Source organism: Rhodococcus sp. C3V (genome assembly GCF_029269915.1).
GTDB classification, from domain to species: Bacteria; Actinomycetota; Actinomycetes; order Mycobacteriales; family Mycobacteriaceae; genus Rhodococcus_F; species Rhodococcus_F qingshengii.
Map to the genome: position 1 here is coordinate 310,304 of NZ_JARJBE010000008.1, position 22,749 is coordinate 333,052.

Here is a 22,749-nt window from a genome sequence, read left to right on the forward strand (position 1 = left end):
GAAATTCACCTGAAACTGGTCGTACGTTCAGCAAATCTCTGGTTCACTGGCGGATAACGCACCGATGCGGTAGAACTTACAAGACTCACACGCCCTGTACCTATCGACAGAGCATGTACCCAGCATGAATTCCCGTACGGGAACAGCAACAAAGGACCGTTCACTCCTGGGCGGATTCGAAGGAATTTTAGGTGGAGGTTTCTGAACGTATGCGTGCTCGCACTTTCAAGCGTGGCCGTCTGGTCGCCGCTGTAGCCGCAGTATCCGTGCTGCCGATGCTGATCAGCCCTGCAGTGTCGTCCGCAGGCGGAGATCCGGCGACCACCACGGCAACTGTTGCCAAGGCAAACACAACGGGTTCCAAGCTCTCGAGCCGCACGGACAACGGGCGCATCGCCACCATCAAGGTGTACTCCCCTTCCATGGAACGCGATATTCCGCTCGAGGTCATCCTCCCGGCAGACGGCAGCGAGCCCCGCCCGACCCTCTACCTGCTCAACGGTGCAGGCGGCGGCGAAGACCGGGCGACGTGGCAGCGCCAGACCGACGTCAACGAGTTCTTCGCTGACAAGAACGTCAACGTCGTCACCCCGCTCGAAGGTGCATTCAGCTACTACACCGACTGGGTGAACGACGACCCGTCCCTCGGCCGTCAGAAGTGGCAGACGTTCCTGACCCAGGAACTCCCGCCCGTCATCGACGCCGAGTTCAACACCAACGGCGTCCAGTCGATCTCCGCGATCTCGATGACCGCGACCTCGGTCCTCAACCTCGCCATCGCAGCTCCGGGCCTCTACAAGGGCGTCGGTGCATACAGCGGATGCGCCGAGACCAGCACACCGGTCGGCCAGTCCTCCATCGAACTGGTTGTGGGCATGCGCGGCGACGCTGACGTGACCAACATGTGGGGCCCCCTCGACGGCCAGGGCTGGATCGACAACGACCCCGTCGTCAACGCCGAGAAGCTCCGCGGCACCGAGCTCTTCATCTCCACCGGCTCCGGACTCCCCGGCCCGCACGACACCCTGAACAACGAGGCGATCAACGGACAGGTCGGCACACTCGCCAACCAGGTGATCGTCGGCGGCGTCATCGAGGCAGCAGTCAACTACTGCACCCACAACCTCGCCTACCGCCTCAACGATCTCAAGATCCCGGCCACCTTCGACTTCAAGCCGACCGGCACCCACTCGTGGGGCTACTGGGAAGACGATCTCCACAACTCCTGGCCGATGCTCGCTCGTTCGATGGGCATCTGACCGAAATCGTTCCGACTCGACCCCGCTCCCTGCACTTCCGGGAGCGGGGTCGAGTGCTTGTCTGGGCCGATTCGGGGGTTAATTCGGGGGTTAATTCCGGGGCCAATTCAATTGTCAGGCAATCGAATCGCGTCACTTTCTGCGCCCGCTCTGCTTTACTGACACATAACAAAAAGTGAACCTGTTCCAGTAAGGGCTCACAGGCACTTCGATCCGTTCCGGATCCGAAGACATTCAGGTGGAGGATCCGAACGTATGCGTGCTCGAATTTTCAAGCGTGGCAGTGTGATCGCAGCTCTCGCAGTGGCCACGGTGCTGCCGATGCTGATCAGTCCGGCGACAGCTTCTGCGGGCGGTGACACGTCCGGATCGCACGTCGTGAGCAACACCAAGACCGGCGACCGCAAGGTCACCATCTCGGTTTTCTCCCCGGCGATGGATCGCAACATCCCGCTCGAGGTCATCCTCCCCGCAGATGGCAGCGAACCCCGCCCGACGCTCTACCTGCTCAACGGTGCAGGCGGCGGCGAAGACTCGGCGACCTGGCAACGCAAGACCGACGTCATGAACTTCTTCCAGGACAAGAACGTCAACGTCGTCACTCCACTCGAAGGCGCGTTCAGCTATTACACCGACTGGGTGAACGACGATCCGGTTCTCGGTCGCCAGAAGTGGCAGACGTTCCTGACCAAGGAACTCCCGCCCGTCATCGACGCCGAGTTCAACACCAACAAGGTCCAGTCGATCTCCGCGATCTCCATGACCGCGACCTCGGTCCTCAACCTCGCCATCGCGGCTCCCGGCCTCTACAAGGGCGTCGGGGCGTACAGCGGATGCGCTGAGACCAGCACCCCCGTCGGTCAGAGTGCGATCGAACTTGTCACAGGTACCCGCGGCGGAGCTGACATCACCAACATGTGGGGCCCGCTCGACGGTCAGGGATGGAAGGACAACGATCCGGTCCTCAACGCCGAGAAGCTCCGCGGCACCGAACTCTACGTCTCCACCGGCTCGGGACTCCCCGGCCCACACGACACTCTCGCCAATCCCGCGATCAACGGTCAGGTCGGTGCGCTCGCCAACCAGGCAATCGTCGGCGGCGTCATCGAGGCAGCGGTCAACTACTGCACCCACAACCTCGCCTACCGCCTGAGCGACCTGAAGATCCCGGCCACCTTCGACTTCAAGCCGACCGGCACCCACTCGTGGGGCTACTGGCAGGACGATCTCCACAACTCCTGGCCGATGCTCGCTCACTCCCTGGGCGTCTGACCCGATTCGTTCTCACTCGACCCCGCTCCAGTGTTTCGGGAGCGGGGTCGAGTGCTGTCGGGAGCGAGCAGTAAGAATGGACGTATGACTTCCGATCAGCAGCCCACCACCGGCGACGACCCCTACCTCTGGCTCGAAGACGTGACCGGTGAGTCTGCACTCGATTGGGTCCGTCAGCACAATGCCGTGACCGAGGAGCAGCTCACCGACAACGAGCGCTTCGATCGACTACAGAGCGACGTGCGCGAGATCCTCGATACCGACGCGCGAATCCCCTACGTCCGCCGTCGAGGTGAGTTCCTCTACAACTTCTGGCGCGACAGCACCCACGTTCGCGGATTGTGGCGACGCACGACGTTCGATCAGTACGTCACCGACGACCCGGAATGGGACGTCCTCGTCGACCTCGACGCCCTGGCCGAGGCCGAGGGCGAGAACTGGGTCTGGAAGGGCACGCAACTTCTACGGCCACACCGCAACCGTGCATTGATCAGTCTCTCCCGCGGTGGGGCAGACGCGGCGGTCGTTCGCGAGTTCGACATCGACAAGCGCGAGTTCCTCGCTCCCGAGGGCGAGAATCCCGGCTTCTACCTTCCCGAGGCCAAGACCGACATCGACTGGATCGACATCGACACCGTCTACGTCGGAACGGATATCGGACCGGGGTCGCTCACCGATTCCGGATATCCCCGTCTGGCCCAGCGGTGGAAACGCGGCACTCCCCTCTCCAGCGCCGAGACCGTCTACGAGGGCCAGGCCACGGACGTGGCGATCTCGGCTTCGCACGATCCGACGCCCGGATTCGAACGAGACTTCGTCACTCGCTCGGTCGATTTCTACAACTCTCAGCATTTCGAAGTTCGCCCCGACGGTGAACTGGTGCTCGTGGACGTCCCCGAGGACGCCGGGATCTCGATTCACCACGAGTGGTTGTTGATCCGCACCAAGTCCGTGTGGGCCGTCGAGGACACCGAATATCCGACCGGCGCACTGCTTGCCATCCGTTACGACGATTTCCTTGCCGGCTCACGAGCACTGACATCGATCTTCGAACCCGACGCACATTCCTCGCTCGAGCACTACACCTGGACACGCGATCATCTGATTCTGGTGGTCCTGACCGACGTGCGCACGACGCTGCGAATCCTGACGCCGGGCGAAAACGGCTGGGAGGATCGACCTTTCGAAGGGCTTCCAGAACTGACCAGTATCGAAATTCTCGACACCGACCCTGATGTCAGCAACGAGTACTTCGTCAATTCGAGTGGATACACCTCCCCTGCAACTCTTTTGCACGGCGTGATCGGCGAAACCGAACCCACTGCCCTCAAGCAGGCTCCCTCGTTCTTCGACGCCGAGGGCATCACCACGGAGCAGTTCTTCGCCACCTCTGCCGACGGCACCCAAGTTCCGTACTTCGTGGTGCGCAGTCCGCGTAGCGAGCCCGGCCCTACCCTGCTCTACGGGTACGGCGGATTCGAGATCTCGCTGACACCGTCGTACAGCGGTTCTCTGGGCCGTGCCTGGCTGACGCAGGGCGGAACCTATGTGGTTGCGAACATTCGTGGTGGCGGCGAGTACGGACCCGGTTGGCACACACAGGTTCTCAAGGCCGGGCGCCACAAGGTGCACGAAGACTTCGCTGCCGTCGCGAGAGACCTCGTCGATCGCGGAATCACGACCCCGGATCTTCTGGCAGCTCAGGGCGGTAGCAACGGCGGCCTGCTGATGGGCATCATGCTGACCAAGTACCCCGAGCTCTTCGGCGCCATCGTCTGTCAGGTCCCGCTGCTGGACATGCGCCGATTCCATCTCCTGCTGGCCGGCGCTTCGTGGATGGCCGAATACGGTGACCCCGATGTCCCGGAGGAGTGGGCATTCATCTCGGAGTACTCGCCGTATCAGAACATCGACGCCGCCGCGTCGTACCCACCGATCCTGATCGCGACGTCCACCCGCGACGACCGCGTCCACCCCGCGCATGCCCGCAAGATGGCCGCACGGCTGGAAGAGCTGGGCAAGCCGGTGCTGTATTTCGAGAACATCGAGGGTGGCCACGGCGGCGCCGCGGACAATGCTCAGCTGGCCTTCAAGACTGCGCTGACCTACGAGTTCCTCTGGCAGAAACTCGCCTGATCTTTCAGCGGTCGCGCAACCACGCGACGACGCGCTCGCTCACAGCGGTGGGATTGCGTATCCAACCGTTGTGACCGAGTGGTTCGTCGATGTGCGTCATCGTCACTTGGGCCCCGGAGAGCTTGTCCACCAGGTTCTTTGCCGACCGGCGTGGAGCGAGATCGTCCCCTTCGATCGTGATCGACAGAACCGGCAAGGTCAGGCGAGCGATCCGCTCCTCGTAGTCGATATCCGCACCGACGGGTTCCATGCGACCGGTCCTGGCGAACCGGGCCCAATCGGTGATCAGTACTTTCGACTGTCGACCGAAGCCGCCGACGTTGACCCGGTCTCCCGGCCAGAAGCCGGCAATGTTGGCTGTCACCGACATCGCGGACGAACCCAGATAGAGTCCGGGCGCACGGATTCCGGGGAATCCGCGGTGATACGGCGATCCGGAGGCAACCAGGATCAGTCCGCCGAGCCGGCCCCGAATCCTCGACGCGTACATCACCCCGATCTGGCCGCCCATGCTGTGCCCCATCAGAAATGGTGTGCTGGCCGGGAACCGCTCGCGCACTACCTCGAACGTCGCCGGACAATCGATCGAGACCAGTTCCTGATATCCGAAAGCACTCGACGCGCTCGGGCGCGGTTTGCTGTCACCTTGGCCGCGCAGTTCACCGATGGCCGCGTTGAAGCCGGCTTCGACCAGGGCCTGCGCCACCGGATCGTAGAACCCGGCGGGAACTCCGAGCCCGGGCAACATCACCACCACGGGTGCGTCGTCGTTCGGTCCGGGAAACAGACGGATCGGGGTCACGGTGCCGTCGGGGAGTTGGATCGGTACGGTCTCCATTCAACTCACACTAACCACCCACGCCGCGGATGGGCAGAGCACACGCGCCGACTATTCGAGGCTGCCCACGATCAGCGGATCCGGAGTACCCACGATCTCGTAATCCTTGTTGTCGTAATCGAACTGACTGAGCACGTGACGCATCGCGTTTATCCGCGCGCGTTTCTTGTCGTTGCTCTTGATGACGGTCCACGGAGCGGTGGCGGTATCGGTGAACCGGATCATCTCTTCCTTCGCCGCCGTGTACGCATCCCACTTGTCCAGAGAAGCGATGTCCATCGGCGAAAGCTTCCACTGCCGCACGGGATCGACCTGTCTGATCGCGAACCGCGTGCGCTGCTCCAGCGGTGAAACCGAGAACCAGAACTTGATCAAGCTGATGCCGTCGTCGACGAGCATCTGCTCGAACAACGGCACCTGGCGCAGAAATCGCTCATGCTCCTCGTCGGTGCAGAAACCCATGACCCGCTCGACCCCGGCCCGGTTGTACCAAGATCGATCGAACATCACCAGTTCCCCGGCGGCGGGAAGGTGCTGCACGTAGCGCTGGAAGTACCACTGCGTCGACTCGCGAGCCGACGGCTTCTCCAGCGCGACGACGCGAGCGCCACGAGGATTGAGGTGCTCCATGAATCGTTTGATCGTTCCGCCCTTACCGGCAGCGTCGCGTCCTTCGAACACGATGGCGTGCCGTGCGCCGGTTTCTTTCGACCAGTTCTGCAGCTTGAGGAGTTCGATCTGCAGCAGACGCTTGGACATTTCGTACTCGTCCCGAGGCATCCGTGCGTCGTACGGGTAGCCCTCCCGCCAGGTGTCGACCTCGAAACCGTCCGGCGACGTCAGCAGCACCGGATCGTCGTCGTCATTGTCGTCGACGGTGAAGGCGGCGGTGTCGGCCAGATCGACGGCGGTCGAGAGATCCGCGAAGGCGCTGAGGAACGGTCGGCGTTCTGCTAAATCGGTCACCGCCGACAAGGTAGTCTCCCGCAGCAACCGTTCGGTGAAGCTGGGATGAACTACCGGGGTATGACACGACGGGCTCAAAAGATCAGGGTGCAGATGGGGGTCGTCCCCGATGGTGCCTGATGCGATCTCGCTTCAGAATTGAAGCATGACATTCGAAAGCAACACACCTCGCCCCTTCACCCGTTCCAACGACAAGAAAATGTTCGCCGGAGTGTGCGGCGGAATTGCAGATTACTTCGGCGCCGACGTAAATCTTGTCCGTCTACTCGCCGTTATCGCGGCTATTTGCACGGGTGGAACCGCGGCTTTGGTATATCTCGCCGCCTGGATGCTCATGCCGTTAGGTTGAGAATTCCGGCACTTGACATGGCGAGAATTACGCGCCGACAAAAGGTATTTCGGGGCCTACGCGCCAACACGAGCAGGCCCCGAAATCGACAATCTACTTGGCGGCCTTCAACTCTCCACCGCTGAGCGCAGCGAGGGCCTCGAGACCCTTGACGGCCAGGCCACTGACGCTGCCCAACCAAGATGTTCAGTGGTTCACTTGGGACGAGCAAATGACGCCGATCAGAAAACTCAGGGAACGACAGGCGGCGTAAAGCTGAGGTGTCGAGAGATTATCGTTCGACCAACTCACGATTTTGGTCGGAAACTGCCTGCAGAAGCGCCGTGAACCCCACCCGCAATAATTCGATGTAGTGCTCGATATCTGGCATCGTCTCTCGCGAGACAATGACATTGAGCGTCAGAGAACCTCCACGCGCAGCAATGAGGAAGTGGCGCAGAATGTCTCCGTCGACCGGCGCCTGCCCGCCGAGAACTGCCACCGCCGGCGCACCTTCGAAGACATTGCCGTCGACCGATACCGGGACATTGCTGATCGTCGTGTTCTGAATGACCTTGTGCGAAGGGTCAAGCTTGTTGATCCGACGCGAGAGACCGGTGAGTCTGAGCAGAGCCGCGGGCGACGTTTCGATGCGTGTGCCGTATCGACGGACGGCTGGGTGCAAACTCCGCCCCTTTGCCATCAGCGCCGAATCCCTGATTCGTGTCAGCCGCTCGACCGGATCTTCGACGTCCGTGTGCAGATCGACCGTCAACAGCGCCAGTTGGTTGGCCGATTCCCATTCGGCGATCTGCCGCATCGATCGGGGAACCATCGCCGCCAACCCACTGCCTGATTTCTCGCCCTTCTCCGACAGGTATGCGTCGAGAGCGCCGGCGACGACGGTCAGGAAGATGTCGTTGACCGTCACGTCCGGAACGGCCGCTCGGATCGCTTTGATGTCTGCGCCGTCCAGCGTCAGGAAATCGATCGTGATGTCTCCGCCCAGCATGCCGTTGAATCGGGTCGGCAGGCGGTCGGCCGAGTACGTAGGCAGCTCTCCGGCCTCTTCCGCCTCCCGAACCGTCTCGGCCGCAACCTTTGTCACGGACAGACCCCGGCCGAAACGGATCGCCTGGCCGGGCAAACCCACGACCGTGCGCCCGATCAAATTCAGCGACGAAAGCCCCGAACCGGCACGCTTCGTCTCCGGCTTCGGCGGACCGGAGAACAGAAGGTTGGTCAGATCGCGGATCGCCAGACCGTCACCGGCCCCGTGGTGGGTCTTGAGCATGATCAGCGTCAGATTGCCCGGTAGCTCGTCGATCCCGTGCACTCCGGTCATGACGTGCAACTCCCAGGGCGGCCGGGACAAGTCCATCGGCTCACCGAGCGAGCGCCCGAGCAATTCACGAACCGGCGCCCACCCGGCAACCGGGGCACGATGGACGTGCACGTGATCACCGACGTCGAAATCGGCCGGGACCCAATAGGGATAGTCCAGATCCAGCGGAACTCGCTGGAGTCGACTCGTGAACAGTGGCCAGTATCCGAATCTTTCGGTGATCCACCGAACCGCGTCGTCGTGCGTCATCTCTGCGAGCGGATGGCCCGTCGTGTCGAAGAAGTAGGCGCAGACCATGTGGCTCAGATGTCCGCCGGACTCGTTGTAGACGAACTCCGCGTCTCGCGGCCCCATCTGAGATACCGCGGCTGGCAACGAGTTCCGAAAGATCATGCATGCCCCTCAATTCCGACGCTGAACGAATGTCCGAATTGTAGCGAGCTGACATGCCGATCCTCTGGGTTCTGCTCGGAATCGTTGGGTATCACCGGATCCAGCAATCGGAAAAGGTGCCTGTGATTCCGATCGATCAGGAGGCAACCTCTTGGTTAGGTGAATCCGCAATCTGCATCGCGGCTGCCGCTGCCAAGTCATCGAAACTTGCCTCCCCCGCACGAGCAAAAGCCCGGCCCACCGAATGGTGGGCCGGGCTCTAGGAGCTAGGTGGAGATGGACTCAGAAGTCCATGCCGCCCATGCCGCCGGTCGGATCGCCTGCAGGCGCTCCGGCCTTCTCGGGCTTGTCAGCGACAACGGCTTCGGTCGTCAGGAACAGAGCCGCGATGGACGCTGCGTTCTGCAGTGCCGAGCGGGTGACCTTGACCGGGTCGTTGATGCCTGCAGCGAGCAGGTCGCCGTACTCGTTGGTCGCAGCGTTGAGGCCGTGACCTGCGGGCAGGTTGGAGACCTTGTCCGCAACAACGCCGGGCTCGAGGCCTGCGTTGAATGCGATCTGCTTGAGCGGAGCGGACAGTGCAACGCGAACGATGTTCGCGCCGGTTGCCTCGTCACCTTCGAGCTTGAGGTCGTCCAGTGCGGGAGCTGCCTGGAGAAGTGCAACGCCACCACCGGCGACGATGCCCTCTTCGACGGCTGCCTTTGCGTTACGCACTGCATCTTCGATGCGGTGCTTGCGCTCCTTGAGCTCGACCTCGGTAGCAGCGCCGGCCTTGATGACTGCAACGCCGCCGGCCAGCTTGGCCAGACGTTCCTGCAGCTTCTCACGGTCGTAATCCGAGTCGCTGTTCTCGATCTCGGCGCGGATCTGGCTGACACGACCGGCGATTGCGTCGGCGTCGCCGGCACCCTCGACGATGGTGGTCTCGTCCTTGGTGATGACGACCTTGCGTGCCTGGCCGAGGAGCTCGAGGCCTGCGGTCTCCAAGGAGAGTCCGACCTCTTCGCTGATGACCTCGCCACCGGTGAGGATGGCGATGTCGGCGAGCTGAGCCTTACGACGGTCACCGAAGCCGGGAGCCTTGACGGCAACAGACTTGAAGGTGCCACGGATCTTGTTGACCACGAGGGTGGAGAGAGCTTCGCCCTCGACGTCCTCGGCGATGATCAGGAGCGGCTTGCCGGACTGGATGACCTTCTCCAGCAGGGGCAGCAGGTCCTTGACCGTGGAGATCTTGGAGCTGACGAGCAGGATGTACGCGTCTTCGAGGACGGCTTCCTGACGCTCTGCATCGGTGGCGAAGTACGCCGAGATGTAGCCCTTGTCGAAGCGCATGCCCTCGGTGAGCTCGAGCTGCAGGCCGAAGGTGTTGGACTCCTCGACCGTGATGACGCCTTCCTTGCCGACCTTGTCCATAGCCTCGGCGATGAGCTCACCGATGGACGGGTCGCCGGCGGAAATACCGGCGGTAGCAGCGATCTGCTCCTTGGTGTCGATCTCCTTGGCGGTCTCGAGCAGGCGAGCTGTGACAGCCTCGACAGCCTTCTCGATGCCGCGCTTGAGGCCGAGCGGGTTCGCGCCGGCTGCGACGTTGCGCAGACCTTCACGGACCAGTGCCTGTGCGAGAACGGTAGCGGTGGTGGTGCCGTCGCCAGCGACGTCGTCAGTCTTCTTGGCGACCTCCTTGACGAGCTCGGCGCCGATCTTCTCGTACGGGTCGTCGAGTTCGATCTCCTTGGCGATGGAAACACCATCGTTGGTGATCGTGGGGGCGCCCCACTTCTTTTCGAGAACGACGTTGCGACCCTTGGGGCCCAACGTCACCTTGACAGCGTCGGCGAGGGCGTTGAGGCCTCGCTCGAGGCCACGACGTGCCTCTTCGTCGAACGCGATGATCTTTGCCATTGCGAAGTGATCCTCCGGATAGGGGGTGACACACAAGGTGACCGCTCGTCGGGTCACCTCATCGGCACAAGGCGACCGTTTGACCGGTCACCTCATTACACGGGCGACCGATTTGCCTGGTCACCCATCTACGCCTGTGGTCTAGTCAGTGCCCGCGACGGACGACCGGGGGTGTCTATGGTTCCCGGTCTCACTGCCTCGACCTGGCACTCACGGTTCGCGAGTGCCAACTGCATTTTTAGCACTCGAGCGTGCCGAGTGCAAGGTTGAGCCTCAGCCCGCGATGCAGAACTGTCCGTTACTCAAATTGACCGCGAACGAGAGCACTCCGACGCAGTCGACGCCATTGGCATCGGCTGTAGCGCCCGCCCCGTAACCGGCGATGGCGAAGGTGACATTTCCGTCAGCCGCCCCGGCCCGCGCGATACCGCCGCCGAGCGCGAATGCCTGCGCCTGACCGTTACCGCGAGACGCCCCCAGCGCGGTTCCGAAGCCGTTGGCATATGAATTGGAGTAGCCGTTGTCGGCGGCGACGCTCACTGCCGTACCGCTCTCGGCGGCACCGGCCTGCGCGCGGCCGGCTCCGACGGACTGCGCGCCGCAGCTCGCGGTCTCGGAGACCTGGATGTCATTTGCCGACGGCGGCGAGACACACGCGACGGGCGCCGCGGAAGCAGCTCCCGCACCGGTCAGCGCCAGCCCGGCGGCGAGCCCCATACCTACAGTCATCACAGCCCCTGTTCTCGCCAGGCGGCCCCCCAACCGACTACTGGAAATTCCGCTGACTCGAGAGTATGAGCGACGGAACCAGACTGACGAGATCAAGGGCATAGAAACTCCTTCGTGGAACAAGTTCATTGGATTCGGGCGCGAGAGTACCCGCTCGAGTGAAGTCCGTCACCCCCGCCTGGTCAAGCCTCGAGGACGACCCCGAGAAGGGCCGGGAGATCCGCGACCGAATCGATGACATGATCGGGCTTCTGAACCGAGAGGTCGAGCACTGTTTGCCGAAACTTGCCTGTGCGCACCAGAACTCCGGTCAGGCCGACCCGCTGCGAGGAGAGGACGTCCCCGATCAGATCGTCGCCGACCATCACCGTCGCCTCAGGTTCGACATGCATCAACTCCGTGGCTGTCAGGAACCCCGTGAGAGACGGTTTACCCACTGCGGCGATGTTTACACCCGCCACTTCCTCGAAGCCGGGCAAGTACGTTCCGGTGTCGATCCGAAGGCCGTCTACGGTCTCCCACATCATCCCGCGGTGCATCGCGACGACGGGCACTCCGGCGAGCAATAGTTCGAGCACTCGGCTCAGCGCCTCGTGGGTGAACTCCGGGCCGGCGCCGCCGAGAATCACGACCTCGGGATCGGCGTCGTCGAACTCGATTCCCTCGAGATCGGCGGACACGTCACCGTGATTGAGTACCCACGCCCTCGCGTCCGGGTACGTCGCCCGCACGTACTCCCCCGTGAGCCTGGCGGCAGTAACTATCTGGCTCGCCTCCACCTCGATACCGGCGTCGCACAACCCCTGCGCGATGAGTGTCGAACTGCGCGAGGTGGTGTTGGTCAGAAACCCACAGGCCAATCCGCGCCGCCGAACTTCGCGTACTGCTTCCCCTGCTCCCTCGATCGGCTGCCAGGACGTGAGCAGGACTCCGTCGATATCGAACAGAACACCTTCGATGTCGGCCATTGCACCAGCCTATATTCGCCATCGAGGTCCTGCCGAGGCGTCGAAACCCGAAATCCGTCCATCGCTCAGTAGGCTCCCACCCATGGACCTGCGCGACGACGACCTCTTCTCCGTTGCCGGTTCTCTGGCCGAATTGCTCGGCGCTCCCGTCACGATCGAGGACGAGAACTCGACGGTTCTCGCGTACTCCGGCGGCGAGCAGGCCGTAGACGAAGCTCGCATCGGCACGATCCTCGGTCGGCAGGTACCCAGCCGATTCCGCCAATTACTCTCCGATGCAGGAGTATTCGATCGGCTTCACCGAGAGAGCGATCCCATCTACGTCGACCTCGAAGACCCCGCGATCACGCCGCGACTGGTTATCGCAGTTCGCGAGAACGATCACCCCGTCGGCTCGATCTGGGTCGCACTGGCCGGAACACCGACGCCCACACAGGAATCGATACTTCGTTCCGCGGTATCTGTCGTGGCCGAGAGAATCGCCTCGGAGCGTGACCGGGTCGACAGCACACGTCGTCGCCAATCCCAGCGCGTCCAAGCACTGATCGGCGGTGGCGAACCCGCATTCCGCGCCGCCGACGACTTGCGGTTGGCAGGTCCGCTCACGGTGGTCGCGGTCGGAACCGTCACGGGACCACTGCCGGCGGGGTTGGTCGCCTCCTTGAGCTTGTACCTGGACACTCTGGCCGTCGACGCCGTGATCGCACAGTTGATCGACTCGACGTACCTTGTTGTCGGCGCTGACGAAGCGAACGCCCGCCGACTGTTGGAGGACTTCCTCAGCCGCGCCCGCACACGAGCACAACTTGCCGTTGCGGTGGGCCGCACCGTGAAATCAGCCAGCGAATGCCATTTGTCACGCGCCGACGCCGACCATGTTCTGGGCGCGCTGCGACACAACCGGTCCGGCGGGATTGTCGCGGGTATGAACGACACCTTGGCGTCGGTACTGGCCTTACATGTTGCCGACATATTCGACGGACTGAGCACCGCCACACCTATGCACGCCCTGGAAGGGTACGACCGTCGACATGGAAGCGAACTCGTCGCAACGGCCCACACCTTCCTCGACAAGGGCGGTGATGTCGCGAGTTCCTCCGCAGCATTGCATGTTCACCCCAACACTCTCCGCAATCGATTACGCCGCTGCAAGGAGATGTGCGGGGTTGACCTGAGCGACGCGGACACTCGACTGATCCTGATGCTTCAGTTCAAACTACGAAGTTCCTGAGCCGGCGAAGAAGGTATCGGAGCATCTCCCGTGCCGCTCCACTTTGGGGGGTATTCGACAAAATATCACCCAAAAGTATTAACGACCAGTCCGCCAAAAGTCATAATTACCGGCCACGATTCCCAAAACCCAGCAATTCGGCAATCATCAATCTTGCAATCTGGTTAGCGTTCCGCAAGATCTTCCTCTCACGGCCCAAATAGGCCATTTTGGTTGCCTGACCAGCACAAATGAAACACGTTTCAGTTTGGTTCTACAAATTCCTAGTCAAAGTGGACTTGCTCGAGCTAACCTCATTCCCGTCACGCCACATAAGACCCCGAACGCCACACGGATCTCTTAGCAGAACGATCGCAAGGGTCCGTGCACTAGTCGAACCTGCTCTTTGTGGAATGCAACAAGCATGCGCCGATGTACAAAAAGTCTTCCAGATCTATCGAAAGGATGGAACTTCATATGATCGCAATGTTCCTTCAAGCAACGGCTGCGTTGTTCACCGGATTACTGGACAATGTATGGAGCGGATCCCTAGTGCCCGGCATCGAGGGCGCCACCGGCTCGCTAGCCGGATTAATCGAGACCGGCTCATCGCAACCCTGATCCATTTCAGAACATCACCCAACGACAGGAGTAAACGATGGATCTAGGATCGATGGTGCCTTACCTCAAGGAACCGATAATTTTGCAGATCATTTCATTGCTCGTATACAGAGGCTCCATGGCGTCAGTCGACTTCGACTGGCAACCCCCACTCGGCTGACTTCAACAGAATTTCCTACCGTGATAAAAATCTACCGCAAGGAGCGTTAGCATAGTGGATACAGCAAGTATAATCGACGCAGTCACGAGCATTGATTCGCAATCATTGCTACCCCCGTTCGTTTATGTGCAGGCAATAGTCGACAGCATCTTCAAGTCTATCTCCGCAGCCATCAACCTAATGGCTAGCGGTTCTGCAGGTATTGGTGGAAGCATTCAGACCGCCCTCGGCTCGACCGTTGCCCCGTAGTCGGGAGAGGAGACAATAATGTTCGATCTTTCAATGAGCTATCTGTCGGATCTGGTGGGATTTGGCTCAATCGACCTAGTAGGTACGTTCGCGAAGTATCTCAACACCCTGTCCGCGTACACGCCGACGCCGCTCTAAGGAAAGGTGATTTACAATGCTGCAAAGATATATCACCAGTTTGATCGCCTGGGCTACTGGGACCATAGAGTTGACCGGCCTGGGAAGTACCATTCTGCAGAAGTAAATTCTCTGGTGCAACTTCTCTACTCTGAACTTCGATGATCCCCGAGGCTCCAATTCGCCTCGGGGGTCATTTCGCGTTCCAAGCACGAGAGTTTTCCAGGCACGAGAGTTCCGGGCCACGAGAGTTCCGGGGCACGGACACTTTGATCCGGCACCCGCCACGTGAGGAGTTCGACATGAGACTGCCCAACCTGCTGGATGCGGCTGTCACACAGGTGAATCCGCGAGACGCGGACTTCGTCTACAACGAGTCCGCCGGCCACCTGAAGCATCTGGTCGGCGTGTACTTCTTCGAAACATCTCAGCACCCAGCCGCAGAATTCACGCAGGCGCAAGCCGTCGATTGGGTCACCGCCAGGCTCGGACACAATCGCATGTTCACCCACCGAATCCAGCACACGCCACTGGGACTCGGCCATCCGTACTGGGTTCCAGACCCCAACCTGGATGTGGGCGACCACGTGCGGGTCAACGCGATTTCCGAGCCGGGTTGGGCACCATTTCAAGAAATGCTCAGCGCCCTGCTGACCTCGAGAATGGATCTCAGCCGCCCACCCTGGGAACTGCACTTTTTCACGGGGATCGAGGGGCTTGACGCTCTACCCGGCAGGCTGACGGCGGTTGTGCTCAAGTCTCATCACAGCGCGGCCGACGGAATCGCGATCCGAATGCTGGGTGAAGCCATATTTTCGGATGCGCAACGGCCGAGGAAATCAGCACCTGCAATACGGTTCCTACGGGGACGTCTCTTCACGCGATCAGTGCTGAGTTTCCCCGGCCAACTTATCCAGTTCGCCAAGAGCATTCCGGGCAATCGGGCTGCTGCCCGTGCGGTAGTCGAGGCGAAGAGTGCTGGAGAATGGGACGAGTGCATCTACGAAAGTACTAGCACCCGCTTCAACTGCAAGGTAAGCGGGTCGGCATTGGTGGAGCCGATCATCCTCGCAGGCAACGAGGTTCGGCATGTGAAGAACGCAGTCCCCGGAGCGACTGTCAACGACGTCCTTCTGGCTGTGGTCGGTTGCGCGATGGCGCGATACCTTACCGAGAAGAGCGAAGCGCCTCGAGGTTCTCTGTTCGCGATGGTTCCGCGGTCCATGCGCAAGCAAGAGGAGTGGGAGTCCGCAAACCAATTGGTGAATCTGTCCGTGAACATGCACACCACGATCACGGATCCGCTGAAGAGACTCGCTCTCATCGCAGAGTCTGCACGCTCGGAGAAGGCCCGTACGTCCCACACAGCGGTCCGGCGGATGAGCACAGTGTTGGAGACCCTACCCGCTCCGATAGCGCGGTTGATGGCATATTCACGTCACCATGACGACTACAAGCCGGATGGGCCGCGGTATCAGCACACGATGGTGAGTAACATTCCGCTCTCGGTCAACGGACTGACCCTGAACGGGGCATCTGGCACTGCCGTACTCGCTAATCAAGCACCGGTCGACGGTGACGGGCTGCGGCACTTCATGGTAGCTGCGAGTGGCGGCAACCTAACGCTCAACGTGATTGCAGACGCCGCAACGATGCCAGATCTAGGCCACTACCTGGAGTTGCTTCGCGCGAGTTTCGAGGAACTGAAGGAAGCCGCAAAGACGCGTGAGCTCGAGAGCAACTCGACCGTCATCGCATCCTGATCCCTTATTCACCAAGACATTACGAGCCCGGCCTACCACTGCGGTAGGTCGGGATTCTTGTCGAGCGGGTAATTCTGCACGTAACTCGCATCCACATGGTCTGGAAGCGCCTCCCGGCACACACTTCTGGCACTCACGCACAAGACTACGCAAAACAGCGCTGCCTGAGTGGGGTGTCAGGCAGCGCTGCTAATCACCGGGGTCCGGATTGACTATGGATGCAGAACGCCCGCACCCGAATTCAGTGCCGGGTAACTACCGGTCGCACCCACCGCATTGGCGGGAATGCATGAGGTCGGCGCACTGACTGTCCCGAAGATAGGCACTGACGCCTTCGATGTGAAACGGAAGTAATTCGCCGAGAAGTTATACATCTGGGCCGCGGTGCCCTGAGTGTCGAACTTCACGTCCAACGCACTGTTCCGAGTTTGGAAACTAATCTTCGGAAGCTGGTATGTCACGCCTACGCCGACATCCGCACCGTCCACGATCAGTTGCGATCCGGTATCGGTGAGAGTGACCGTGCCTGTGTAGCCCGAACCGGAACCGGCCACCAGTGCGGCCGATCCTGCGACGAACGTCGCTGGGTCATAGCGGTAGACAAGCCTGACGTCATCAATGCCGAGGAATGTGACACCCGAGACGCCAGAACTGCTGGGCGTCGTCGCTGAACCGGGCTGAAGGGTGTATGAATTTACCCCGGGCGTGGCATTCACAGTGACGTGGTTAGCCGTGACCGAGGTTGGAACTACCTGATCCACGGTCTGCCCAACACTTACAGCGCGGCACGCCTGGTTATAGCTCGTCACCGTCGTACCTGCAGTTGCCGACGCCGGTGCAACTGCTGCGAATACCATGCCCGCCGAAGCAGTTGCTACTGCTAGAGCGGCCACCGTACGTTTTGCCGTTGAAACATGCATATCTTCTACTCCTCATTCCCTTTCGGGATCGGTTTTTAGCGTTGATAGCACTTCCTGCCAAAACGCAGTTCGAGTAAAGTTGAACTACTGCATTGACAGCCTCCGCATCACCGGAATTTTCGCGGCGAAGGGGAAGTCTTTGAGGCCGTGCGCAGCACGATAGGATTTGTTCACTACCGATGCACGACCGAAATCTTGACAACGGAGATTAGCGATACGACATCACCCGGGAATCATGTCTCGATTCCGAAAAAGATGACGTCCGACCGTGAGAAACCACCTCCAATCAGCTGGTTTGGTAGCACCCATTCCACTGGATGCTCACACCGAGCGGTAAGTTGGAACAGCTGATCGACGATTGAAGGCCATTCACGATTTGCCGTTTATGTGATGACCGTCACCATACCTCAATTACTAGAACTTGTAACAGTTTTTGAAAGAAATCTCTCGACAACTTGAAATGGCGCCCCCACTTACATCCAGGATTTGCACGCGACTAATACCAAGGAACTAACATTCAGCGAAACATTAATACTAAAGTATTAACAACGCAGCTCATTCGAGAGACGGTTAATACTTTAGTATTAATTCAAAAGTTCCAGCGCATTTACGAACCGACTCACTGTGATTCGCTTCCCAAGCGAGGGCTGTGCACTCGCACAACGCATTCCCCGAAGCTGTGGCCGAACGGCCAGTCCTTTTGCCGCCCCCGCGATTCATGCTTGGGAGAAGAGCCGGATGTGACCGGCGTCTCGGTTCGAGCAGAGTCTGTAGAAGGAGTGCGTCATGGGAACTCGTCAAAGCCCCGATCGTGTGGTCGTGGTCGGTGCGGGTGTTGTCGGATTGTCGACGGCCTGGTTCTTGCAGGAACGTGGAGTCGAGGTCACCGTCGTCGATCGCGACGGCGTCGCAGCCGACGCGAGCTGGGGCAACGCCGGTTGGCTGGCCCCCGCATTGACGCTTCCGCTGCCCGAACCCGCAGTGCTCCAATACGGCTTGCGCGCGATGCTCAGCCCGTCGTCCCCGGTGTACGTGCCACTCACCACCGATCTGAAGCTGATTCGGTTCCTGGTCGGGTTCGCGCGCCACTGCACGCCGTCGAAGTGGCAGGAAGCGATGTCGGTCTACACCGAGGTCAACCGAACAGCCTTGGGCGCGTACGACGAACTCGCCGACGGTGGCGTCAAAGAGCTGACCCGCCTGGCCGATCCTTTCCTCGCCGCGTTTGCGTCCGAGAAGGACCGACAGACCTTGGTGGACGAGTTCCATCACGTCGAAGCTGCCGGCGGAGAAGTCGACTTCGACCTCCTCGACTACGACGCGATTCACTCGCTCGAGCCTTCACTCGGCCAGGGTGTGAAAGCCGGTTTGCGTCTGCGTAATCAGCGTTTCATCGATCCCCCGTTGTTCGTGAACTCGTTGGCGGACGCGGTTCGTGAACGCGGTGGAGAAATCGTCAGCGGTTTCGACGTCACGCAGATCGACGATCGGGTCGGCGGAGTCACTGTTCGCAGTGCACACGGTGATTCACGCGACGGCGACGCCGTGGTCATCTCGAGCGGTGCCCGCTTGAACAAGCTCGCAGCACCGTTCGGTGTGCGCAAACTGGTGCAGGCCGGACGCGGATACAGCTTCAGTGTCAAGCCCGAGCACCTCCCCAAGAACCCTGTGTATTTCCCCACCCAGCGCGTCGCATGCACTCCGTTGCACGATCGCTTCCGAGTGGCCGGAATGATGGAATTCCGCAGCCCTGACGCGCCGCTGGATCCGCGCCGCGTGCAGGCGATCATCGATGCGGCCAAGCCGATGCTCAGCGGCATCGACTGGACTGCGCGGGAAGAGGAGTGGGTGGGATCACGACCGTGCACTACCGACGGCTTGCCGTTGATCGGAGCCACGAAGTCGCCGCGGGTGCACGTCGCCGGTGGTCACGGGATGTGGGGAATCGCCCTGGGTCCGTTGACCGGAAAGATGGTGGCCGACTCGATGACCGGCGCTCAGACGCCGACCGTCATGCGCCACTTCGATCCGCTGCGCTGACAGCCGGTTTCACCCACTTGTAGTACGCGCCCGTCAGCAGAACCAGCCATCCGGCACCGACGAGCAAAGCAACTCGGGTATCGGCGATGACGCCGAGCAACACGATGACAAAAGCCAGGAACACGATCGCGAAGATCTGACCGTACGGCCACAGCGGCACTGGAAACTTCAGTGCCGCTGTTTCGTCTGCACTCATCTGAGCGCGGGAACGGAACTGCGAGAGCAGGATCATGATCCAGACGAAAATCGTGGCGAAGGTGGCCAGCGAGGCGATGACGAGGAACACCTGGTCCGGGATCAGGTAGTTGAGCAGGACTCCCACCAACAGGGCACCGGTCATGATGACAACGGTCATCCACGGAACACCGTTGGCGGAGACTCTCTTCATCACCTGCGGGGCCTGACCGGCATGCGACATTCCGAACATCATGCGACCCGCACCGAAAACGTCGCTGTTGATGGCCGACAGGGCTGCGGTGATGACGACGATGTTGAGGATCGAAGCGGCCGTTCCCAATCCGAGGTTCTCGAAGATCTGGACGAACGGGCTGTTGTCGGAGTTGATGGCCTGCCACGGAATGATCGCCATGATGACGGCGAGGGTGCAGATGTAGAAGAGAATGATGCGCACCGGCACCGTGTTGACGGCTTTCCTGATGGTCTGCGCCGGATCCTCGGCTTCGCCCGCGGTGATACCGATGATCTCGGTGCCGCCGAACGCGAACATGACGATCGCGAAACACGCGACGAATCCGCCGAAGCCCGTCGCGAAGAACCCGCCGTCCGACCAGAGGTGGCTGATTCCGGCATCGGTGTCGTGAACGCCGAATCCGAACACGATGATCGCGATGCCGCCGGCGATCATCGCGATGATGGCGGTGATCTTCACGAGCGTGAACCAGAATTCCAGTTCGCCGAACACCTTGACGCTCAACAGGTTTATCGCGCCGATGAAGAAGACGACAGCCAGAACCCAGATCCATCTCGGTACGTCCGGGAACCAGAACTGCATGTACAGGCCGAAGGCGGTGACGTCGGCGAGGCACACGATCACCATCTCGAACGTGTACGTCCACCCGGTCATGAAACCGGCGAGTGGTCCGAGGTGCTTGTTCGCGTACTCGCTGAACGAACCGGAAACCGGGTTACGGACCGCCATCTCGCCGAGCGCTCGCAACACCAGGTAGACCGCGATACCGCCGATCAGGTAGGCCAGGAGCACCGACGGGCCGGCTCGTTTGATGGCCTCGGCGCTGCCGTAGAACAGTCCGGTTCCGATGGCTGATCCGAGGGCGATGAAGCGGATATGGCGCGCTGTCAGCCCTCGCTTGAGGCCATCCTGCGTCGCTGCGTCGCTGTTCACTTCTCGGTACTCCAGTCGGATGGATCGTCATACGTGCGCGAACCATTGTCCGCTACCACCGCGCGTGTTCCCGCACGACCCTGTTGGACGGCCGTACAGTGACCTGACACACATGGTCCATTGACGGATCGCTTACGATCGACAAAAGTGTTTGTAACTTTACGTAGCATCAACTCGACTGGAGAGACTGTGTCCAACACCCTCGAAGCAAGCATCGACATCGACGCATCACCGCAGGATGTGTGGGCAATCGTCGCCGACCTGCAGCGCATGGGCGAATGGAGCCCCCAGTGCAAGGTCATGAAGGTGATCGGCGGGACCGTGCGTGAGGGTGCCAAGACGATCAACGTCAACCGTAAGGGCCTGCTGGTCTGGCCGACGTCGTCGAAGGTCGTTCGCTTCGAGCCCAACAAGTCGGTGGCGTTCCGCATCGCGGAGAACCGCACGATCTGGTCCTACGAACTCGAGCCGACCGCTACCGGCACCAAAGTGACCGAGCGTCGCGAGGCTCCCACCGGAACGTCGAAGGTCTCGCAGTTCCTCGTCAAGACCGTCCTGGGCGGAAACGCCGACTTCGAGGTCGAGCTCGTCGAAGGCATGAATGCCACATTGAAGCGTGTGAAGAGCGAGGCCGAGGCGGCTGCACGCACCTCTGCTTGACCCTCGACCTGGTCGAGGCATCAGGATCCGTTCCATGGATCCCGTGATGACACAGATAGCGCAGGCACAAGAATTGGCGAGCTCCGGCGATCGAGCCGGGGCTCGCTCTGCGTTCGAGAAGGTGTGGGAAGAGATCAGCGCCGCCCCCGATGCGCTCCACATCGTCTCCCTCGCGCACTACATGGCCGACGTTCAAGACGATCCGGCTCAAGAGCTCTGCTGGGACCTGCGCGCCCTCGACGCTGCCGATTCGTTGACCGACGCGCGAGCCCAGGAACACCACGCATCGCTGCAGGTCGCCGGTTTCTATCCATCGCTGCACCTCAACCTGGCTGCCGACTACCGCAAACTCGGACGCGACGCCGAGGCCGTCGAGCATCTGACGAAGGCCGAGGCGTCGGTCGGCACACTCGCCGACGACGGTTACGGCCGGATGATCAGGGGCGCTATCGAGCGACTGCGGGCAGAATTGATCCGTGACCACTAGTTCCGCCCTCTTGACGATCGGCGAGATGTCCCGGGCGTCGGCGCTCCCGATCAGCGCGCTGCGGTTCTACGACAAGGAAGGCGTACTCGTCCCGCATTCCGTCGATCCGCACACCGGTTACCGCTGGTACACCGACGACCAACTCCGCGACGCACGCGTGATCGCCGGTATGCGGCGCGTCGGTGTTCCGATCCGCGACATGATGGCCGTCCTGACCGGACCGGAACCCCATTCGTGCCTCGACGCTCATCTGCGCAACCTCGAGGACGGTCTCGCCGACGCCCGGGCCGAACTGGGACGAATCCACCGCCTGATCGACGCGCTACCTATCTCCGGCGGCGTGGACATCGACTCGTGGGATCTACGACGCGCACTCGACGCCGTGCTGTTCGCCGTGAACGAGGAATCGGAGTTCCCGATACTTCGCGGCGTCCACCTCGACATTCACGACGGCGTCGCTGCGTTTGTCACCACTGATCAGTTCCGGCTCGCGGTCGCCGAGGTGAAAGTTCACTCCGCTCTGACGGTGTCCGCTGTCGTTCCCGTCACCTTCGCGCGATTGTTGCGCGACGTCGCCGGCGTCGTGACGCTGACTTTCTCCGCGCGCACGGTGACTGCGTCGTATCCGGGAGGTGAGGTGTCCAGCCCCCTGATCGAGGACGGAGAGTTCCCCGATCACCGAATCCTGCGCGAGCACCACAACGCCGTCGAACTGAGCGGCGACCACCTTGCCGCCCTGCTCAACGGCACCGAGGACAGTGCCGTCGTCAGCGTCGGCGAAGACGGTGGTGCCCGGGTGGATCCGGGCGGAACGGATCCCCGTGAGAAGTTCCGAGTACTGGTCGACCGGCAGCGACTGCGCGACGCCGCCGCAGCCCAACCGGGGCGGCAACTGGTGATCCGAGTAAGCGGTGCGACGCTCCCGCTGGCGATACGCACCGGCGACTGTGTCGGGTACTACTCGTACTTGATGCCACTACAGCCTGTAGGAGAGAAGGCGTTCACGTAATCTATGGA

At 61.1% G+C, this 22,749-nt stretch carries 18 protein-coding genes; 10 read left to right on the forward strand and 8 right to left on the reverse strand.

What is annotated here, in order from left to right:
- Positions 1-209: 209 nt before the first annotated feature.
- The 3 genes from P3G66_RS21780 to P3G66_RS21790 all read left to right on the forward strand — a co-directional run bounded on the left by P3G66_RS21780 (position 210) and on the right by P3G66_RS21790 (position 4,667).
- Positions 210-1,259, forward strand: a complete 1,050-nt coding sequence (locus P3G66_RS21780; RefSeq protein WP_276117106.1) for an alpha/beta hydrolase family protein — start codon at positions 210-212, stop codon at positions 1,257-1,259.
- 255 nt (positions 1,260-1,514) lie between these two features.
- Entirely contained in the window at positions 1,515-2,531 is a 1,017-nt protein-coding gene (locus P3G66_RS21785) for an alpha/beta hydrolase family protein (RefSeq protein WP_003941485.1), read from the forward strand.
- An 84-nt stretch (positions 2,532-2,615) separates the two neighbouring features.
- Complete coding sequence (locus tag P3G66_RS21790) at positions 2,616-4,667, forward strand: prolyl oligopeptidase family serine peptidase (protein WP_047268841.1); 2,052 nt, start codon at positions 2,616-2,618, stop codon at positions 4,665-4,667.
- A gap of 4 nt (positions 4,668-4,671) precedes the next feature.
- Here the strand turns inward: P3G66_RS21790 and P3G66_RS21795 are convergent, their stop codons facing one another.
- Together P3G66_RS21795 and ppk2 are read right to left on the reverse strand one after the other, a co-directional pair.
- Positions 4,672-5,505 (reverse strand): alpha/beta fold hydrolase, encoded by an 834-nt coding sequence (locus P3G66_RS21795; RefSeq protein ID WP_042450422.1) that lies wholly within the window; start codon positions 5,503-5,505, stop codon positions 4,672-4,674.
- Between the two features lie 51 nt (positions 5,506-5,556).
- Positions 5,557-6,471, reverse strand: a complete 915-nt coding sequence (gene ppk2 / locus P3G66_RS21800; RefSeq protein ID WP_007733731.1) for a polyphosphate kinase 2 — start codon at positions 6,469-6,471, stop codon at positions 5,557-5,559.
- Between the two features lie 145 nt (positions 6,472-6,616).
- Here ppk2 and P3G66_RS21805 point away from each other — a divergent pair, with 145 nt between their 5' ends.
- Positions 6,617-6,820, forward strand: a complete 204-nt coding sequence (locus tag P3G66_RS21805) for a PspC domain-containing protein (protein ID WP_003941534.1) — start codon at positions 6,617-6,619, stop codon at positions 6,818-6,820.
- A gap of 271 nt (positions 6,821-7,091) precedes the next feature.
- Here the strand turns inward: P3G66_RS21805 and P3G66_RS21810 are convergent, their stop codons facing one another.
- The 4 genes from P3G66_RS21810 to P3G66_RS21825 form a co-directional block, all read right to left on the reverse strand.
- Positions 7,092-8,537 carry a wax ester/triacylglycerol synthase domain-containing protein gene (locus P3G66_RS21810; protein WP_007733729.1) on the reverse strand — a complete coding sequence of 482 codons (1,446 nt, stop codon included), beginning with the start codon at positions 8,535-8,537 and terminating at the stop codon, positions 7,092-7,094.
- Positions 8,538-8,819: 282 nt separating this feature from the next.
- Entirely contained in the window at positions 8,820-10,445 is a 1,626-nt protein-coding gene (groL, locus tag P3G66_RS21815; RefSeq protein ID WP_003941476.1) for a chaperonin GroEL, read from the reverse strand.
- 273 nt (positions 10,446-10,718) lie between these two features.
- Entirely contained in the window at positions 10,719-11,276 is a 558-nt protein-coding gene (locus tag P3G66_RS21820; protein WP_039973364.1) for a DUF6764 family protein, read from the reverse strand.
- Between the two features lie 80 nt (positions 11,277-11,356).
- Positions 11,357-12,142, reverse strand: a complete 786-nt coding sequence (locus P3G66_RS21825; protein ID WP_003941506.1) for an HAD-IIA family hydrolase — start codon at positions 12,140-12,142, stop codon at positions 11,357-11,359.
- Between the two features lie 82 nt (positions 12,143-12,224).
- On the opposite strand from P3G66_RS21825, the gene P3G66_RS21830 reads away from it, so the two are divergent.
- Positions 12,225-13,373 (forward strand): PucR family transcriptional regulator, encoded by a 1,149-nt coding sequence (locus tag P3G66_RS21830; protein WP_007733721.1) that lies wholly within the window; start codon positions 12,225-12,227, stop codon positions 13,371-13,373.
- Positions 13,374-14,801: 1,428 nt separating this feature from the next.
- Positions 14,802-16,262 (forward strand): wax ester/triacylglycerol synthase domain-containing protein, encoded by a 1,461-nt coding sequence (locus P3G66_RS21835; protein ID WP_007733717.1) that lies wholly within the window; start codon positions 14,802-14,804, stop codon positions 16,260-16,262.
- A 212-nt stretch (positions 16,263-16,474) separates the two neighbouring features.
- Here P3G66_RS21835 and P3G66_RS21840 read toward each other — a convergent pair whose 3' ends face one another.
- Positions 16,475-17,182, reverse strand: coding sequence for a hypothetical protein (locus P3G66_RS21840; RefSeq protein ID WP_125050456.1), 708 nt, complete (start codon positions 17,180-17,182; stop codon positions 16,475-16,477).
- A 786-nt stretch (positions 17,183-17,968) separates the two neighbouring features.
- Here P3G66_RS21840 and P3G66_RS21845 point away from each other — a divergent pair.
- Positions 17,969-19,222, forward strand: coding sequence for an FAD-dependent oxidoreductase (locus tag P3G66_RS21845; protein WP_007733715.1), 1,254 nt, complete (start codon positions 17,969-17,971; stop codon positions 19,220-19,222).
- Here P3G66_RS21845 and P3G66_RS21850 read toward each other — a convergent pair.
- Positions 19,194-20,585 carry an amino acid permease gene (locus P3G66_RS21850; RefSeq protein WP_007733714.1) on the reverse strand — a complete coding sequence of 464 codons (1,392 nt, stop codon included), beginning with the start codon at positions 20,583-20,585 and terminating at the stop codon, positions 19,194-19,196. The two genes, P3G66_RS21845 and P3G66_RS21850, sit on opposite strands and share 29 nt — an antisense overlap.
- Positions 20,586-20,774: 189 nt before the next feature.
- Here P3G66_RS21850 and P3G66_RS21855 point away from each other — a divergent pair, with 189 nt between their 5' ends.
- Genes P3G66_RS21855 through P3G66_RS21865 form a run of 3 tightly spaced genes read left to right on the forward strand, consistent with a single transcriptional unit; the run spans position 20,775 to position 22,741 of the window.
- On the forward strand, positions 20,775-21,245 hold the full coding sequence (locus P3G66_RS21855) for an SRPBCC family protein (protein WP_003941500.1): 471 nt from the start codon (positions 20,775-20,777) through the stop codon (positions 21,243-21,245).
- Positions 21,246-21,279: 34 nt separating this feature from the next.
- Positions 21,280-21,732 (forward strand): hypothetical protein, encoded by a 453-nt coding sequence (locus P3G66_RS21860; protein ID WP_007733713.1) that lies wholly within the window; start codon positions 21,280-21,282, stop codon positions 21,730-21,732.
- The gene (locus P3G66_RS21865; RefSeq protein ID WP_007733712.1) at positions 21,722-22,741 is read left to right on the forward strand and encodes a MerR family transcriptional regulator; all 1,020 of its coding nucleotides are present in this window, start codon (positions 21,722-21,724) and stop codon (positions 22,739-22,741) included. Before P3G66_RS21860 ends, P3G66_RS21865 begins: the two co-directional genes overlap by 11 nt.
- The last annotated feature ends 8 nt before the right edge of the window (positions 22,742-22,749 follow it).